General features: G+C 35.6%; 11 protein-coding genes. All 11 read left to right on the top strand.

Annotation, left to right across the window (positions count from 1 at the left end):
• Positions 1–14 precede the first annotated feature (14 nt).
• Complete coding sequence (locus C1A40_RS12940; RefSeq protein ID WP_102996252.1) at positions 15–1,469, top strand: DUF1501 domain-containing protein; 1,455 nt, start codon at positions 15–17, stop codon at positions 1,467–1,469.
• A gap of 9 nt (positions 1,470–1,478) precedes the next feature.
• Positions 1,479–2,561 (top strand): 6-bladed beta-propeller, encoded by a 1,083-nt coding sequence (locus C1A40_RS12945; protein WP_102996253.1) that lies wholly within the window; start codon positions 1,479–1,481, stop codon positions 2,559–2,561.
• Between the two features lie 147 nt (positions 2,562–2,708).
• Positions 2,709–4,472, top strand: coding sequence for a T9SS type A sorting domain-containing protein (locus tag C1A40_RS12950; RefSeq protein WP_102996254.1), 1,764 nt, complete (start codon positions 2,709–2,711; stop codon positions 4,470–4,472).
• Positions 4,473–4,513: 41 nt separating this feature from the next.
• Entirely contained in the window at positions 4,514–7,381 is a 2,868-nt protein-coding gene (locus C1A40_RS12955; protein WP_102996255.1) for an alpha-L-rhamnosidase, read from the top strand.
• Positions 7,371–8,327 (top strand): T9SS type A sorting domain-containing protein, encoded by a 957-nt coding sequence (locus C1A40_RS12960; RefSeq protein WP_102996256.1) that lies wholly within the window; start codon positions 7,371–7,373, stop codon positions 8,325–8,327. Before C1A40_RS12955 ends, C1A40_RS12960 begins: the two co-directional genes overlap by 11 nt.
• A gap of 66 nt (positions 8,328–8,393) precedes the next feature.
• Positions 8,394–10,178: a glycoside hydrolase family 43 protein gene (locus tag C1A40_RS12965; protein ID WP_102996257.1), complete on the top strand. Its 1,785-nt coding sequence runs from the start codon at positions 8,394–8,396 to the stop codon at positions 10,176–10,178.
• An 80-nt stretch (positions 10,179–10,258) separates the two neighbouring features.
• Entirely contained in the window at positions 10,259–11,779 is a 1,521-nt protein-coding gene (locus C1A40_RS12970; protein ID WP_241910412.1) for a sulfatase, read from the top strand.
• Between the two features lie 36 nt (positions 11,780–11,815).
• Complete coding sequence (locus tag C1A40_RS12975) at positions 11,816–12,184, top strand: VOC family protein (protein ID WP_102996259.1); 369 nt, start codon at positions 11,816–11,818, stop codon at positions 12,182–12,184.
• Between the two features lie 343 nt (positions 12,185–12,527).
• Entirely contained in the window at positions 12,528–13,916 is a 1,389-nt protein-coding gene (locus C1A40_RS12980; protein ID WP_102996260.1) for a DUF1800 domain-containing protein, read from the top strand.
• A 9-nt stretch (positions 13,917–13,925) separates the two neighbouring features.
• Positions 13,926–15,116, top strand: coding sequence for a DUF1501 domain-containing protein (locus tag C1A40_RS12985; RefSeq protein WP_102996261.1), 1,191 nt, complete (start codon positions 13,926–13,928; stop codon positions 15,114–15,116).
• A 759-nt stretch (positions 15,117–15,875) separates the two neighbouring features.
• Positions 15,876–18,911, top strand: a complete 3,036-nt coding sequence (locus C1A40_RS12990) for a SusC/RagA family TonB-linked outer membrane protein (RefSeq protein ID WP_241910413.1) — start codon at positions 15,876–15,878, stop codon at positions 18,909–18,911.
• The last annotated feature ends 3 nt before the right edge of the window (positions 18,912–18,914 follow it).

An 18,914-nucleotide genomic window follows, 5' to 3' on the forward strand; every position in this document is an offset into this window, starting at 1 on the left:
AAAGCTTATAAAACATGGATAAATATAGTTCACGTAGAGATTTTCTAAAAAAAATGAGCGCTGCAAGTTTATCAGCAGCCGCAACCACCATTCCTGGTTTTAGCTTTTTAAGTTCTTGTTCGCCCGAAGTTCAAAAAAGGGTATCATCCGCAGACACCGTGATATTACTGTGGATGGCTGGTGGTATGGCACATACCGAAACCTTCGACCCCAAAGCTTATGTACCGTTTGAAAAGGGCGTAGAAAGCAAGCGTGTATTAAGTACCTTTCCTAAAAAACCAACCATTGTTGATGATTTATACTTTTCTGAAGGTTTAGAATCTATAGGTAGTGTTATGGATAAAGGTGCCATAATTCGTTCTTATAAATCGGCAGATTTAGGCCATATATTACACACCCGCCATCAATACCATTGGCACACCTGCTACGAACCACCACAATCTGTACAAGCACCTCATATTGGTGCTTGGATAGCTAAAGAATTGGGGCCTGCAAATCCGGTAATTCCACCATTTATTGCCATGGGACAACGTTTTACTATGGGAGAGTCGGAAGAATTAAAAGCTTTTCATTCTGCTGGTTTCTTAGGTACTGAATTTGGTCCGTTTTTAATTCCAGATCCATCTAGCGGTCTTGAAAGTGTACGACCTCCAAAAGGAATGTCTTTAAAACGTTTTGAGGCACGCTATAAATTGTACAAAGAGCTTGCTAATAAAAGTGAGGTGATGCAGCAGGCTAGTGATTATCAACGTGAGTCTTTAATGCGTTCTATGGAGCAATCATACCGTTTGTTGAATTCGCCAGAAGCTAAAGTTTTCGACCTTTCTGAAGAACCAAAAGAAGTTTACGATACTTACAATACAGGCCGTTTCGGTTTAGGGTGTTTATTGGCAAAACGATTGGCTATGAATGGCGGACGCTTTATTAGTGTTTCTACCGAATATGAACCATTTTTAGGTTGGGATACTCATGAAAACGGACACACCAGACTTAAAAAAATGAAAGCGCTTATTGATAGGCCTGTGGCGCAATTAATTAAAGATTTAGATGAAAGTGGACACCTAGATAGAACATTGATCATTCTAGCCAGTGAGTTTAGTCGTGATGCCATCATGGAAGGAAGGCCTGGTAAAAAAGTGAAAAACCAAGTGAACCAGCCCGATGTTATCGAACATGAAAAGCATTATGGTATGCATCGTCATTTTACCGATGGTAGCTCTATCCTCATGTGGGGTGGTGGCGTAAAGAAAGGATTGGTTTATGGCAAAACGGCCGATGAACGTCCTTGTTCCTCCATTGAAAACCCTGTAGTTATAGATCAAGTCCATCAGTCTATTTATCACGCTTTGGGTATTCCTCCAGAAACCCATTATGAAATAGAAAGTAGACCTTTTTATACAACTCCAGATGGCAAAGGGAAGCCCATATTGGATTTGTTTGGAAATCCCATGACATCAAAAAAAGTATAATTTAATATCATGAAGCGAAGAACATTCATAAACAACATATCAAAAGCCTCATTAGGTGTGGTAGCTGTACCTCATTTTAATATTCTAAAGTCGAAACCTAAAATGTATAATACGATTATTGGACATGGCGATTTTAAGTATAAAGTACATAAATCGTGGGGCGATCTAGATAGAACCGTAACCCCCGTAAAAAACTGTCATGAAATGGTTATGGATTCAAAAGGACGACTTATCATGGTTGGGGATGATGTTCATAACAATGTTTTGATTTATGATAAATCGGGAAAGTTATTGGATTCTTGGGGTATTCGTTATAAAGGAGGACACGGTCTTTCGCTTTGGAACGATGGCTCCGATGATTTTCTATTTATTTGTGATACCAAGGGAAGTGTGATAAAAACAACTACAGACGGTAGGGAGTTGATGTTAATTGGTCATCCGTCAGAATATGGCGCCTATGAAAAGGATGCCGTTTTTAAGCCTACAGAATCTGCTGTAGGACCTAATGGCGATATTTATATTGCAGATGGTTATGGCTCAAACTATATATTGCAATTTACAAAAGATGGCGAGTTTATAAGGAAGATTGGTGAAGGCAGAGGCACTGGAGAAAATCAATTTCAAACCGCACATGGGGTTTGTATTGATTACAGGGGTAAAGGCGATCCAACATTATTAATTACCTCTAGAGCTGCCAATTGTTTTAAACGCTTCACTTTAGATGGTAAATTTATTGAGCAAATTAATTTACCAGGGGCGTTTGTTTGTCGCCCAGTGATTCATAATAAAAACTTGTATTCTGGGGTGTGTTGGTCTTCAGAAATAGATTATGTTGAAGGTGATAAGAATACACATCCGTATAATATAAACCCAAAATCTGGTTTTGTCACTATTTTAGATGAAAAAGGAAAAGTCATCTCAAACCCTGGAGGTACCCAACCAAAATATAGAAATGGGAAATTGCAACGCATGGTTCAAGAGCAACCTATTTTTAATCATTGCCACGATGTTTGTGTGGATGATGACGAAAATCTGTATGTATGCCAATGGAACGCTAACAAAGCGTATCCTATTAAGTTAGAGCGGGTTTGATTTAGTTACTTTTGGGACGCTTGTTTTTACTGCTTCTTTTTTGTCAATGGACATATTTAAAATGGCTTTGCAGTCTAACCATGGTAAAACAGGATAGGAATAGAAAGGGATAATTTTAAATTTAAAAAATTTAAAATTTAATTTAAAATGGCCAAAAAAATACCTTTTTCTATATTAGCATTACTCATTTCAACCATAGTAATTGCGCAAGATTATCCTTTTAGTTTGCCATCAAATATGGATGCTACTATAAATATAACTTCTTCTTCAAAAGAAGTTTATAACAATTTATTACTCGGTACAAATACGCATCATTTTTCTACCACAACAGAGAAAAATTTAATAAATAAATTAAAACCTATAACTATAAGGTTTCCTCATGGTTTATGGGCTAATTGGTACGATTGGCGTCGAGATGTTACTAGACTTTTTGGAACAGAAAGTTTTGAGTATGAACAAGGTGAAGATAAAACCATTAGAACAAAAACAGTTGATAAGTTAGCTAATATAAAAATATTTGATAGCCATAACATTAAGGTTGGCATAGAAGGTCTTACAAGTTTAAACGCTACTAGAAAATCAAATACGGGTAAGGGATTTGATATGATGTGGACGTTTAACATGAGTGCCGATGGAACCGATTTTAATAATGGATGTCCAGAAACCATAGCAAGGTATGATGATTTGATTGCTAGAGGCTTTGAAGTTAAAGCTGTTGAAATGGGTAACGAGTGTTTTTATCCTGGGCAAAGAAGTTCTATTATTCCAAATGCCGAAGATTATATTGCTAGGGCAAAAGCCATGTCGGCGGCACTTAAAGCCAAAGACCCTAATATTAAAGTGTCTGTGCCATTGTTGCGAAGAGATAATTGGGCTAACCCGAATTGGAATACCGATTTAACTCAAGACCTAAGCTATTTTGATGCTGTTACCGTGCATACTTACGTGGGCTCAGATCCAGACGATGCTTCTAATAGTGATGACGCCTACGGAACGGCACTAACAGCTCGTAAACACTTGGGGAATTCTATTTTCGATTATGCACATCAAGTGGCACCTAATAAACCTATCTGGTTAACAGAATGGGGGGTGAAATCGGGTGGTCCTAATGCGGTTTCTGCTTTAGGTATGGTAGATTGCTATATTTTTATGAGTGAAAACCAAGATGTTTTTGAGCGTGCAAACTGGTTTAGTGTTAATGGGGTGTTAAATTCGCACTACGTTTGGGAAACCTATATTTCTCCTAGCGGTGTTGAGCGCCCTAGAATTAAATATCCTCTAGAAAAAACAGTATTTGGATCAGCTTATGAAATTATACGATTAGCCCTTGAAAACACCACATTGATTGAAAGTAATATTCAGGTGCCAAATCTAGTAGAAGGTGTAAAAGCTGTTAATGCTAGGGTGGTTACTAAAGAAGGTAAAACCTCTGTTTTTGTGGTTAACCTTAGTAATCAAGAGGTGCCTTTTAAAGTAAATATAGACGGTGTTGCTTATTCAGGTTCCACAGTTCATAAAGCTATGTCGTTTAATAGTATGAACGAAGAACGCGCCATAGGCGTTGATGTAGATCCGTTAACTTTAGTTAGTCAAGGAATTGGAAGTATTACTTTACCTAAATTCTCCATAAACATTATTGAATTATCAGAAGCTTCTTTATCTACTTCAGAAATTATAAAACAAGCAGAGGTTAGGGTATATCCAAACCCTAATCAGGGTACTTTTAATATTAAACTAAATTCGGGAGAAGTAGCCCAATACAGAATTTTTTCCTTGAATGGTGTAGAAATACAAAGCGGGAATATCGTCTCGAATAAAGAGATTCAATTAGCGAAAAAGCAAGCTGGTATGTATTTATTGCAAGTAGAAGGAAGTCATGGTACTACAACGCATAAAATAGTAATTCATTAAACACTTATTTTTAAGAACAATTCTTGAAAACACATTATAAAATGAAAAAATATAAACTTTTATTTTCCCTTTTACTAGTAGCTGTTTTTTGTTTCACTTGTAAGGAGGAACAAATCTTACAGGCATCATTAGATTTTGGTCAGGTTTTACTTAATGCCAAAAGCAACCCAACGGCTATTGAAAGTGAAACACCACTTTTTTCGTGGACTGTAGATACCGAAGGGTTTAATAAATCGCAGTCGGCATATCACATTTTAGTAGCGTCTTCTTCCGATAAACTAAACGAATCGGGTGCCGATATTTGGAATTCACAAAAAATTGAAAGTAACAAATCCACTTTTGTAAAGTTTGAAGGTAAATCCTTAGAAGCTTTAAAAACCTATTATTGGCAGGTTAAAATTTGGGATGAAAGTGGCAATGCCTCTGGGTGGTCTGATGTTCAAAAGTTTCAAATGGGACTGATGGATGAATCTAAGTGGGGAGCATCAAAATGGATTACACTTCAAACGGATAATCGAACTTCTCCGTATCGTTTTAGAGATTACAAAACCGGAAATATGAAACAAGGGAAGCCGGTAACAGGTTTTGCTGCTAGTTATTTTAGAAATAAAATCAACCTTAATAAGGAAATCGATAATGCCCAAGTTTATATTTGTGGTTTAGGGTATTACGAATTGTTTTTAAACGGTGAAAAAGTAGGCGACCATGTATTAGACCCTGCACCATCAAATTATGATAAGCAAGCGTATTATGTAAATTACGACATTACAGAACAGTTGAATTCTGGTGAAAACGCCTTCGGAATTTTATTAGGAAACGGATTTTACGGACAAAATATTTCTTGGAATCGAGATCCAGAATCTAATAAATCAGGTGTGTCTTACGGCCCACCAACCGTACGTTGTTTGGTAAAATTAAACTATAAAGATGGTTCGTCGTCAGATTTCTATACTGATGAAACATGGAAAGAATCAACAGGACCTATTGTTTTTAATAATATTTATGGCGGGGATACTTATGATGCTCGATTTGAATTAGGTAATTGGACTAGTGTTGATTATAATGATAGTTCTTGGGGGCAAGCCAAAGAAGCTACTCCAAATGTCAATAAAATTAGTGCACAACAAATTCCTGCTATCAAAAAGTTAAAGGAATTTGAACCTCAAAATGTATTTAAAGGTGTCGATGATGAGTGGATTGTCGATTTCGGACAAAATATAGCCGGTTGGGTAAAATTAAATGTTAAAGAACAAGAAGGTCAACTTATTGAAGTCATTACTACTGAAGCATTACTAACCAACGGCAAAGATATTTTTCAAGGTTCTACAGGAGGTGGTGCCAATGGAATGGCACAAATTTATCAGTACATCTGCAAAGGAGATGGTCTTGAATTTTGGGAACCAAAATTTAGTTATCACGGATTTAGGTATGCTAAGATCAAAGGCATTTCTACAAAACCAGATGCCGATATGATTAAGGCGGTTTTGGTCGCTACCGATATTCAGGAAACGGGTAGCTTTGAGTGTTCTGATGATTTATTCAACAAGATGCATAGTATTAGTAAATGGACTATTGTTGATAATGTTCATGGTATTCCAGAAGATTGCCCTCATCGCGAAAAATGTGGCTGGTTAGGCGATGCCCACGCTTTTTGTGAGTACGCTTTATATAATTACGATATGTACGATTTCTATAAAAAATATATGGAAGATATCCGTACACAAATGCGTCCTACCAAGGGGCATAATAATCCAGAGCTAAAATTTCAAGTACCTACCATGATTGCGCCAGGAAAACGTACTTCCACCTATGCTAAAATTGATTGGGGAGTAGCCACCATGTATTTACCTTGGTACAACTATTTATATTACGGCGATGATGCGATTGTAAAGGAGTACTACCCCGAAATGAAAGATTTAACCAACTTTTACCTCAATTTTAAAGGTGAAAATGGCATCATGCAAGATGGTATGGGCGATTGGTGTCCACCACGTTGGGATAGAAGAAAGAACCCAAGCGCTATGGAATGCGATCCTATTATTTCAGCGAACGCTTACTTCTATGATGTTTTAGGCATTATGGAAACCTTCGCAAAAATGAATAACGATTCGGCGTATCAATCAAAAATGACATTAGAAAAAGAAGCCTTAAAAGCAGTATTTAATAAAGCCTTTTTAGTTGAAATTCAAGGAACAAAATACAAGTGGTACCAAAGTCAAACGGCCACGGTTCAAGCCTTACAATTCGGTATGGTTCCAGAGGAAGATATCGAAAATGTGGTTGATGGGTTGGCTTATGATATTGTTGAAGTTAAAGGCGGTCACCATTCCACAGGAATTCATGGTAACCGTTACATTTATACCGTGTTGTCTAAATATGGAAAAGCAGATTTAGCTTATGATATTTTAACGACACCAGAATTTCCTAGTCAAACTTATGTGATGAATTCAGGGTTTACCACATGGCCAGAACGCCAATTTGAATGGGAAACCATGGAAGGTCCAACCAATTCTTTAAACCATCCCATGCACAGTGGGTTTTCGGCTTACTTTTTCGAATCTTTAGGAGGCATTAAATCAAGTACAAAGGAAGCGGGGTACAAGCAGTTTATTGTGAATCCAGAATTTCCAAGTCAAATAACCCAAACCAAAGTTAGTGTGCCAACACCTTATGGGGACGTTAAAAACGATTGGGCCTTTGAAGAAGGTAAATTATCAATGACCTTAGAAATACCTTTTAATACTAAAGCTAATTTGGTTTTAAATCAACCGGAACTAGAATCTTTAATAATCAATGGTACGGCGTTTAAAGATTTTCAAAAAGATAATAATTACGGAACCTTAAAAGGTACAAACGTCATTTTAGGTTCTGGTAAGTATAAAATTCTATATACAAAAGATGAAAAATAAAATACTAATGACAGGCCTACTTTCGATAGGATTAATTATAAATTCTTTTTCTCAAACTTGTGATGGTACATTGCCTTTTGAAGAACAAAATGGTATTTTGACCATAGAGATGGAATCTGGAGTAATTAATGATAGCAGATGGAAGATTGGAACAGAAAATGAAACGATAAATGGGCAGCCTAGAGTTACTAAGTACTTGTATTGGACGGGGGCAGAATCTTTCAGTAACCTTTCTAACGCGCCAATTGTTTATAAAATAAAAATTAATAATCCTGGAACCTACAGGTTTGCATGGCGAATGCGCGTAGGCATGGGGACAAGTAAAGGAGAGCATAATGATGCATGGTTAAAAATAGATGGCGAAGACTTTTACGGTATAAAAAACGGAGCCAAAGTGTACCCTAAACCATATTGTAACTCGGACGCTTCGTTAACTTGTGCGGCAGGTTCGTCTACCCAAAATTTTATAAAGGCCTTTGGTAACAGATTAGATTGGGGCTTTGTAACAAATACCAACGTCCATGTTGCACATCGCGTATTTGTAACCTTTAATGAAGCCAAGGAATATACCATTACAGTGGATGCAAGATCGACTTATTTATTTATAGATAGAATGGTTCTTAGAAGAAGTGATGTTTCAGATAGCGTGGCTTTTGATTTGGCAAACAGCGAATCGTCGTGTTATAATGTGTTATCCTTAGATAATGAAAATCGTTTTGATAGGATTAAGTTGTATCCTAATCCCACAAAAGGACTAGTAAGTATTAAAAATATGCCTATTAATTCTAAGCTTAGGCTATCCAATAATCAAGGTGCTACCATTCGCGAAATTGAGGTGACCACTTCTAGTGAATATCTGGATATAAGTGATTTGTCTGGTGGTATTTATTTTATATCAAGTACTGATAATCAAAGTGGTTTTGTTAGAAAAATAGTCAAATTATAAAATACAATTAATAATAAATTAAAGTGCCTTTTTGCTTTATTCAAAACAATTATATCCAGAAATCTAATGAAAATATATCATTCAAAATTCATCAAAATATTTGGTTGTACTTTTACTCTTATGGTTTTAGCCTGCAATTCAAAACCAGAAAAAAAGCAAGCAGCACCTTCAAAAGAAATAGCTAAAGCGCACACAGGAAGTTGGGGAGATCAGGGTGATGGTACTTATGTAAACCCCATTTTAAATGCCGATTATCCAGATTCAGATATCGAGCAAGTGGGCGATACCTATTATATGATTACATCCAAACAACACATGTCGCCAGGGATGCCCATTTTAGAGTCTAAAGACATGGTAAACTGGACAAATGTTGGGCATGTATTTGAAAGCTTGTCTTGGGCACCAGAATACAATTGGGATCGAATGAACGGCTATTCCTTTGGTACTTGGGCAGGTGATTTGGCTTATCATGAAGGTACATGGTACTGTTACCAAATAGATTATCAGCATGGTTTAATGGTGGCTACAGCTAAAGATATTAAAGGGCCATGGAGTAAACCTATTATGATGCTTCCAAAGTCCGAAGTGTTAGACGATCCAGCAGTGTTTTGGGATGAAGAAACCCATAAGGCCTATGTAATTATTAACACCGCAGGGAAACAAAAGGAATCCAGTAACACTATTGAAGGGAACGAAAATAGAATTTACGAAATGAGCTGGGACGGTACCAAAATTCTCGATGAAGGTAAATTGGTATATACAGGCATGGGAGCCGAAGCCGCTAAAATTTATAAAATTGATGGCACCTGGTATATCTTTTTAGCGCAATGGACTATGGGTGATATGTCGACCAAACCAGGGGTTAAAAATCCTAAAAATGATAGAAAACAAATTGTACTGCGATCAAAAGAAAGTATTTATGGGCCTTATGAGGTAAAAACCGTATTAGAAAAAGGTACCGTTTTTAATAACCGCAGTGCGAGTCAAGGCGGTTTAATGCAAGCTCAAGATAAATCATGGTGGTATATGCATCAACTCATTCAAAATGATGATATCCCTTTTCAAGGTCGCCCACAATGTTTAGAACCGGTGACTTGGGTAGACGGTTGGCCTATAATTGGTGTAGACGAAGATAACGATGGTATTGGCGAACCTGTAAAACAATATAAAAAACCAATTGATGGTTACCCTGTTGCAGCACCAAGTTCAGACGACGATTTTTCTTCAACTAAATTGGGCTTTCAATGGGAGTGGAATCACAACCCTAGAAATTCACATTGGTCACTTACCGAACGTCCAGGATGGTTACGATTAAAAGCAAGTAAAGTATTGCCAAACGAGAAAGGCTACGGACCAAACATTAATGAGTGGACTAATAACGATGGCTCCGATTCCGACTTTTGGAGAGCTAATAATACGGTAAGTCAGCGTATCATGGGCATCACAACAGGAACTGCCGTGGCTAAGTTTGATGTGTCTGGAATGAAACCACACCAATTAGCTGGTTTTGTTCGTTATGGTGGGGTATTTAATTTATTGGGTGTTGAGGTTGATGGACAAGGCAAAAAACATCTGTTTTACATGGATCCTATGGCTAAAAAAACGTTAGGTCCTGAAATTACAGGAAACGAATTGTATGTGCGTACATCAAACAATAGCAACCAAGCCACCTATGAATATAGCTTTGATGGCGAAAATTTTAAGCGTTTCGGACCTACATGCACCATTGCTTTTGGAAAATGGACAGGTGACCGCTTAGGATTCTTTTCATGGAACGAAAAAGAAGATGCAGGCTATATTGATGTGGATTGGTTTACCTACGATTATGATGGTCCTAAAGGGGCTAAGTAAATTTAAGAAATATGATTAAGAAGTTTTTTTTAGTTTTTTTAGTTTTTGCTTTTTTTAGTTGTAAAAGCAAAGAAACCATAGTGGATACTCCAAAAAAAAAGCCGAATGTTTTATTCATTTTGGTTGACGATTTAGGATATCATGATTTGGGTATCACTGGAAGTAATTTTTACGAAACACCTCATGTAGATAAACTTGCTGTTGAAGGCGTTATGTTTACCAATGGATATGCTGCTAGCAGGGTGTGTAGTCCTTCTCGAGCAAGTATTATGACAGGGAAATTTACGGCGAGACATGGCATAACCGATTGGATTGGTGCCAAAGCAGGAACCGATTGGCGTTTAAGAAATAGACATGATAAGTTGCTGCCTGCCAATTATGTGATGCAGCTGCCACAAGAAGATATTACCATAGCTGAAGCTTTTAAAAATGAAGGGTATAAAACCTTCTTTGCAGGGAAATGGCATTTAGGCGATAAGGGCTCTTATCCAGAAGATCATGGTTTCGATATTAACAAAGGAGGCTTTCATCGTGGAGGGCCATCGGGTGGTTTTTTTGCACCATTTGGCAATCCTAAATTAAAGAATAAACAAAAGGGAGAAAATCTTACCATGCGTTTGGCAAATGAAACAGCCGATTTTATAACCCAGCATAAGGATTCATCGTTTTTCGCTTTTCTGTCCTTTTATGCCGTACATGCTCCTATTCAAACCACCCAAGCAAAATGGGCTAAGTATAGAACAAAGGCAGATAGTATAGGACTCGCTAAAACGGGCTATACCATGGAACGTATCTTACCAATTCGAACCGTTCAAGATAACCCCGTTTACGCTGGTTTGGTAGAAACCATGGACGATGCTGTGGGCGTTGTTTTAAAAGCTTTAAAGGATAACGGCTTAGAAGATCATACCATAGTTGTTTTTACTTCCGACAACGGCGGTGTGGCTTCTGGCGATAATTACGCTACCAGTAACTTACCACTAAGAGGGGGTAAGGGTTACCAATGGGAAGGTGGTATTAAAGAGCCGTTCTTTATTAAAGTGCCCTGGCTAAAAAATAGTATAAAAACTTCCGAAGTACCAGTGGTAAGTACCGATTTGTATCCTACACTATTGGATCTTTCAAATTTGCTTTTAATTCCTGAACAACATATGGATGGCATAAGCTTAAAACCATTGCTGGAAGGTAAAAAAATAGATGAGAAAAGGTCCTTGTATTGGCACTACCCGCATTATGGAAATCAAGGTGGCGAGCCTTCATCTATTATTCAAAAAGAAGGGTGGAAACTAATTCATTATTGGGAAGATGGAAGAGAGGAACTTTTTAAACTCCCCTCGGAAGAAAGTGATAGCCAAAATCTAATTGCGCAACATACAGAAATTGCCAAAAAATTAAGAAAGGAACTAATGATGTGGCTAGAAGAAGTAAATGCGCTTATACCAGTTACAGATACGGAATTCGATGTGGCTAAGCGAGAAAAATATTTGCAAAATATTAAAAACCAAAAACTCCCGAATTTAGAAAAACAGCGATTGGAAGTATTGTCTCCAAATTTTAAACCAAATGAAGATTGGTGGGGAAGTCAGCTAACAGTTGATTAACGAGGCTTATATAATTAATTTTATCAACAAGGTAATATGAAAATAAATTTTCAAAAAATTGACCACGTACAAATATGTATTCCAATTGGGGAAGAAGAAAAAGGCCGTGCATTTTATTGTGATATTTTAGGTTTAAAAGAAATAAAAAGACCTGAATCTATAAAACATATAGGAGGATTCTGGTTGGAAATGGCCAATATTAACTTGCACATAGGTACTGAAAAAATGGAGGGGAAATCTAAAAGACACCCCGCATTTGAAGTTGAAAATATAAACGAAGTGAAGTCATATCTTATTAGTAAAGGTGTTAAAGTTAAAGAGGATGCGGAAATACCAGGAATTAGCAGGTTTTCGTTTTATGATTTCTGGGATAACCGTATTGAGTTAATTGAAAAATTATTTTAAATAATAAGGGTGAGTCATCCTGCGTTTTCCGTTTGTATGTTCATCTAAAATTTACATTTTAAAAGGTTTAGAATACTGGTGGTGGGTGTGTTTGTCCTTCTTATGTCAAATGTTTAGCATTATGTAGCCTTAATTCAGAAGAGGGGAGTTTACTCCTAAGGAAACATAGAGGAGAAGTCAGTCTTTAATTGATTATTAATGGACAACTGTTTACCATTTACCAACTTGTATAATTAAGCGCTATTTAAAGGACTTCAATAGTACTTAATTTTATTTATGTTATTTTAAATTAAACCTTTATAAATTTTGAAAGTCTAAACATTTATAAATAATTGCCTATCTAATGAATAGTTTACACATTCAGCATCTGTATTTAAGAGCAGGGTTTGGTATAGGTTACCAAAACGTAAAGGATTTCGAGTCTAAATCTAAGCAGCGTATTATTGATTCCTTGTTTATAAATACTAATAGGCCTGCGCCTTTAGATATCGATTTATCCGAATTAATTGCTCTCACAAATGAGAAAAAGGGGATCAATTATAAAAAATTGGATAAAAAATCTAAAGTAGCCATTCAAAAACTAAGTAGGGAAAAAGTAAAGGAATTGAATTATGCTTGGTTTCGCCATTTACAAACCTCACCAGATGTTCTAAGGGAAAAAATGACCTTGTTTTGGGCTAATGTATTTGTGTGCAGAGACAATAACGTCATGCATATACAGCAGTATAATAATACATTAAGAAAACATGCTTTAGGCGATTTTAGAGCCTTCGTAAAAGCTATTGCTCGTGAAGCTTCGATGAGTAATTATTTGAATAATAAACAAAACGTAAAAGAAAACCCGAACGAAAATTTTGCTCGTGAATTAATGGAGCTTTTTACGCTAGGCGTAGAGCATTTTACGGAAACTGATGTTAAAGAAGCTGCTAGAGCCTTTACCGGTTGGTCTTATAAATTTAATGGTGATTTTTATCTACGAACCAAAAAACACGATTATGGCCAAAAGCAATTTATGGGAGAAACAGGAAACTTTGATGGCGATGATATTATTGATATTATTTTAAATCAAAAACAAACGGCTAAGTTTATATGTGCTAAGGTATATAAGTACTTTGTTAATCCTAAATTAAATAATGATCATGTTGAAGAACTAGCAACCTTATTTTATAAAGATTATAATATTAATACCCTAATGCGCTATATATTTAATGCCGATTGGTTTTATGATCCTGCTAATATTGGCGTTAAAATTAAATCGCCCATAGAGCTTTTACTTACCATGAATAGCATAGTGCCTTATACTTTTGAAAAGGAGAAGCAATTGTTTAATCTGCAAAAATTAATGGGACAGGTTTTGTTATTTCCCCCAAATGTAGCAGGTTGGAAAGGCGATACTTCGTGGATTGATGCTAACTCCTTAATGTTGCGGTTAAATTTACCATCGGTGTTGTTAAATAACGCTATAATTAGTTTGGAGGAAAAGGGTGATTTTGAAGATTCGTTTGAAGATTATTACAAAAGAAGAAAAAAAGGTAATCAAATTAAAACTACGGTATCTTGGACTGATTTTGAAAGGGAATATGGAAAGTTATCTTCAGAAGAATTGAAGAAAATGATTGTAATATCTCACCTAACCAAGGAAACTGATGCCTTTTTATCGCAATTGAAATTAACTTCCATGAGGGATTACTGTATTCAACTCATGTCTATACCAGAATATCAACTTTGTTAACCTAAAAAGATGAAAAGACGACAATTTTTAAAGCAAAGTACCCTAGCTAGCGGTATGTTTTTTGTTCCTAATTTTATAAAAGCGTTTGAGTCTGTAACTTCCAATTCTTTAGGTTTTAAAAAGTTGGTTGTTATTCAGTTATCTGGCGGTAATGATGGTTTAAATACCATAATTCCATATACTAATGATATCTATTATAAAAACCGACCAACTTTATCAATTCCAAAGAGTAAGCTAATAAAAGCTACAGATGATTTGGGATTTAATTCTAATTTGGCCTCTCTTAAAAATTTATACGATAAAGGCTATCTTTCTATTATTAATAATGTTGGGTACCCAAACCCTAACCGATCTCATTTTCGTTCTACCGATATTTGGCATACGGCAAGCGATAGCTCAGAATACTTAAGTTCGGGCTGGTTAGGGCGATATATGGATCATTATGGAAATAAATCCTATTCAGGAATTGAGATAGACGATAGTTTGTCTTTAATTTTAAAAGGAGAACATTTTAAAGGTATTGCAACGAAGAACCCAAATATTTTATTTAAGAATATGCAATCGCCCTATTTTAAAAAAATAATAGAGCAGCAGAACGATGCGCATTTAAATGAGCATAATTTGGGGTATTTGTATAAAACCATGATAGAAGCTAAATCTTCAGCTAAATATATCTATCAGAATTCTAAAACGTATACATCTAAACTAGAGTATCCAGATAATCCCTTTGGTAAACAGCTAAAAATGACAGCACAGTTTATAAATTCTAATTTAGACACAAGTGTTTATTATGCTTCAATGGGAGGGTATGACACGCATGCTGGTCAAGTGAACAAACAAAATAAGTTGCTTAAAATGTATAGTGAATCTATGGAAGTTTTTGTGAAAGATTTAGAGCAGAATGACACTTTTAAAGATACTTTAATTTTAACTTTTTCTGAATTTGGAAGACGTGTTAAGGAGAATGCCGCTTTAGGAACAGATCATGGTGCCGCAAATAATGTGTTTCTCATAGGGAAAAATTTAAAAACCCCAGGATTTTATAACGAAGCTCCTAATTTGATGCGATTAGATAAAAATGGTGATATTACCTATACGGTAGATTTTAGATCTATTTATGCATCCATACTAGATTCTTGGCTTAAGGCAGATGCTTCTGCAGTTTTAAAAGCTCCTGTAGGTAAATTGGGCATACTGTAATTGTGGTTTTTTTAATAATATAGAAAGCTGAATTCTATCGTTTTTAAATTTATAATACCTTTTTAATATTACGCACTCCAACTATTTAATCAGCTTTAAAAATTAAATAGGCTTAAAGTATGCTTGAAAACTTCAGGTACCAAAAAAAAAATCAACTTTTATAGAGCATAACTAAGCAGTAAGTCATAAAATTTATCTACGTGAACCATAAGTATTTTTCTTAAATCTTTTAGCATGTATAGCAACAGGTGTTAGAAAAGTTAAGGGAGAGTCTTATTCAATACTTCTAAGTGCTATAATTTTTCATGTCTATAAAATGACAATATAGCAGAGTGCAAGTTGATCAATCCCAATAATCCACTTCGTTTTACAGTATACTCAATCATTTTTAGGTTGTCGTGTTGGTAAAATGGTTTTTATGCGATTTAACTCATATATCTTTTAATTTATACCTGTTATTTTTAGGTAAATATTATGGAAGACTAAGCTTTTGTGTCATTATTTTATAATAATAAATGGCTTATAAATATAGCCGAAAATTGAGGTGGTTTTGTAGTAATTTTAATTTTTTTTCTAGCGTATGAGCGTAAGCTTAATCAAGGTTTGACGCTACTTTTGTAGTAAGTTTTATTTTACAATTAATTTGGTAAATCACACATTATATACCAGTTAGTATTCGAGTTGAACAGGATAAAACAGGACAATAATACTTTTACCCTCTTGTAAATTTAAAAATTACTAACTAAATGTTGAATTAATATGAAATTAAAAATGATCACCTTATTGTGGCTTAATAAGCCATTTTTTTGGATGCTTTTACTCTTTATGAGTTACACTTCAGTACAAGCTCAGGTTGTTAAAGGTACTGTTTCGGCCGATGGCCAACCGCTACCAGGAGCAGCTATAATTATTAAAGGTTCTTCTAAAGGAACAGTTACCGATTTTGATGGGTTTTATACGATTGAAGCGGGGGCAAATGACGTCCTAATGTTTTCGTACGTTGGATATGCTTCCAAAGAAGTCGTTGTAGGAACACAAACAGAAATAGATGTTACTTTAGAAGCTGATAATAGCTTAGATGAAGTTGTTGTTATTGGTTACGGAACTCAAAGAAAATCCGATTTAACAGGATCTGTTTCTAGTGTCAGTTCAGAGGACGTAAATGTCAATCCTGTTTCGCGTGTAGATCAGGCGCTTCAAGGACGGGCTGCCGGGGTTCAGGTTACACAAACCAGTGGTGCGCCTGGTGCGGCATCAGTTATCCGTGTTAGGGGAGGTAACTCCATTACAGGGAGTAACGAACCTTTATGGGTTATTGATGGTATTGTAGTAGGGATAAATTTCAACTTAAATAATATTAATAGTAACGATATTAAGTCAATTGAAATTTTAAAAGATGCCTCATCTATCGCTATTTATGGATCACGAGGAGCCAATGGCGTCATTTTAGTCACTACAAAAACGGGTACTGGAGCACACTTAGGTAAACCAGAAGTAAATGCTAATGTTTATACGAGTATGCAAATGGTACCCGAGTTGCCTAAAATGTTATCTCAAGAAGAACAAATTGCTTTTACCAACGAAAGTGCCGATTTTAGAGGTGCTGCCATTCCCTTTCCTGGTGATCCTTCCGATTACCCTAATAACGATTGGTTTGATTTATTACTTGGCCCAGCTCCAATATTCAATGCCGATGTATCTGTTGTTGGATCTGGTGAAAATGTGAGTTACTATACATCTTTAAACTATTTTAATCAAGAAGGAATTGTAAAAACTAGTGGTATCGAAAAGTATATTTTTAGATCTAATATAGATGTAAGACTTAGCGATAAAGTAAAAACTGGGTTTCGTGTAAATTATTCGTATATCGACCAGAAAAATGGTTTGGTTGGTTATGGAAATGCCATAGCTTCTTTACCAACCCAGCCTATCTATAACGATGATGGGACTTATAATGGTTTTGATGAAGTAACAGGATCGCCATGGTCTAACCCTATAGCTAATATGAACTTAAATACAAATGAAACCTTTAGAAATAACCTTTTAGGTTCATTTTATATCGACTATAGTCCTTCTTCTAAATGGATTATTCGTTCTACATTTAGTCCAGATTTTGATAATTCTAAACAAAACCGATTTACTTCAAGTCAAAGTCCAAATTTACTTTACTTAGGTGAAGGGGGGAATGCGAGCGTAAGAACGGTTTTAACAAAAGGATGGAATAATGAAAACACCGTTCAATATCAATCTGATATAAATGAAAATCACAAAATAACAGCATTGGCTGGGGCCTCGTTTCAAAAAGTGACTACAGAAATTGTAGAATCTGAAGCTTTCGGTATTACCAATGATGCAACAGGGTTTAATAACCTAGAAAATGCAGATCCAAACCGAAATATTATTACGAGTGATTATAGTGGTTTTCAAATTGCTTCATTTTTCGGGAGGCTAAACTATAGTTATAAGGATAGATATTTGTTAACCTTAGTAGGCCGTACCGATGGGAGTTCTGTTTTCGCAGACGATAATAAATATGAATTTTATCCATCTGTAGCAGCTGCTTGGAAAGTATCTGAAGAGCCTTTTATGCAGAATCAAGAAACATTTAACGAACTTAAATTAAGAGCGAGTTACGGAAAGTCTGGTAATCAAGCCATAGATCCTTATAGAACTAAAGGACTATTGGTTGAAGCAAATACTACAATTAACGGAATACAGCAAACAGGATTAACCTTGGGTAGGCCGTCTAACCCTAATTTAACATGGGAAACAACCACATCTTTAGATATAGCTTTAGAGGCATCACTGTTTAAAGGTCGTATTTTTACCGAGTTTAATTATTACTACAAAAAAACAAACGATTTATTATTAGATGTTACTATTCCTAAACAGACAGGATTTACCAGTCAGTTGCAAAACGTAGGAGCTTTAGAAAATAAAGGTTGGGAATTAAGCTTGAATACAAATAATATTAGTACCGCTAATTTTAACTGGTCAACAACTCTAATGTTATCCTCAAATAAAAATAAAATTCTAGATCTTGGTGGTGTTGATTATATAGATGTTGTCGTGGATGAAATTTTAGGTTCTGGTAATACGAGATTAATTGTTGGCGAATCTGTACCTGTTTTTACAGGTGTTAAATATTTGGGAACTTGGAAAAGTCAGGATGAAATCGATGCGTCTGGTTTAAGAGATCCTCAAGTTGTTGGTGGACCTAAATTTCATGATGAAAATGGCGATGGTATAATTTCTAATGACGATGCTGTGGTGCTTGGAAGTCCGTTGCCAGATATAATTTTTGGTTTCGAAAATAAGTTTAGTTATAAAAATTTTGATTTCTCATTCTATTTTCAAGGAACAAAAGGTAACGAAGTTTATAATTTAAGAATGCGTAACCACTATTTTACAAGAGGTGAGTTTACAAAATTTGAAGATATCGCTAACCGTTGGACTCCAACTAATCAAGGTTCAGATATTCTTAGAGCTGGTAGTGATTCGGTTACTGGTATTCCACCAAACTCAGAATATGTAGAAGATGGGTCTCACATCCGACTTAAAAATGTGAGATTAGCTTTTAATATGCCTGTAGAAAAAATGGGGATGCCAGGTATAAAAAATGCGTCTATTTATTTAACAGGGACTAACTTGTTACTTTGGTCAGACTTTAGACTTATAGATCCTGAAGGCAGTAGATTTGGTAGAAATGGTTTAGGGAATATAGCCCAAGGTTATAACGACGGGTCGTATCCTAACCCAAGAACACTAACTTTAGGTTTAAATGTAACATTCTAAAAA

The sequence above is a fragment of the Tamlana carrageenivorans genome, assembly GCF_002893765.1.
GTDB classification, from domain to species: Bacteria; Bacteroidota; Bacteroidia; order Flavobacteriales; family Flavobacteriaceae; genus Pseudotamlana; species Pseudotamlana carrageenivorans.

Coding starts and splice junctions, on each gene's coding strand:
- C1A40_RS12990 (WP_241910413.1), top strand. CDS start 15,876: ATGAAATTAAAAATGATCACCTTATTGTGGCTTAATAAGCCATTTTTT.
- C1A40_RS12980 (WP_102996260.1), top strand. CDS start 12,528: ATGAATAGTTTACACATTCAGCATCTGTATTTAAGAGCAGGGTTTGGT.
- C1A40_RS12985 (WP_102996261.1), top strand. CDS start 13,926: ATGAAAAGACGACAATTTTTAAAGCAAAGTACCCTAGCTAGCGGTATG.
- C1A40_RS12955 (WP_102996255.1), top strand. CDS start 4,514: ATGAAAAAATATAAACTTTTATTTTCCCTTTTACTAGTAGCTGTTTTT.
- C1A40_RS12965 (WP_102996257.1), top strand. CDS start 8,394: ATGAAAATATATCATTCAAAATTCATCAAAATATTTGGTTGTACTTTT.
- C1A40_RS12960 (WP_102996256.1), top strand. CDS start 7,371: ATGAAAAATAAAATACTAATGACAGGCCTACTTTCGATAGGATTAATT.
- C1A40_RS12975 (WP_102996259.1), top strand. CDS start 11,816: ATGAAAATAAATTTTCAAAAAATTGACCACGTACAAATATGTATTCCA.
- C1A40_RS12950 (WP_102996254.1), top strand. CDS start 2,709: ATGGCCAAAAAAATACCTTTTTCTATATTAGCATTACTCATTTCAACC.
- C1A40_RS12945 (WP_102996253.1), top strand. CDS start 1,479: ATGAAGCGAAGAACATTCATAAACAACATATCAAAAGCCTCATTAGGT.
- C1A40_RS12940 (WP_102996252.1), top strand. CDS start 15: ATGGATAAATATAGTTCACGTAGAGATTTTCTAAAAAAAATGAGCGCT.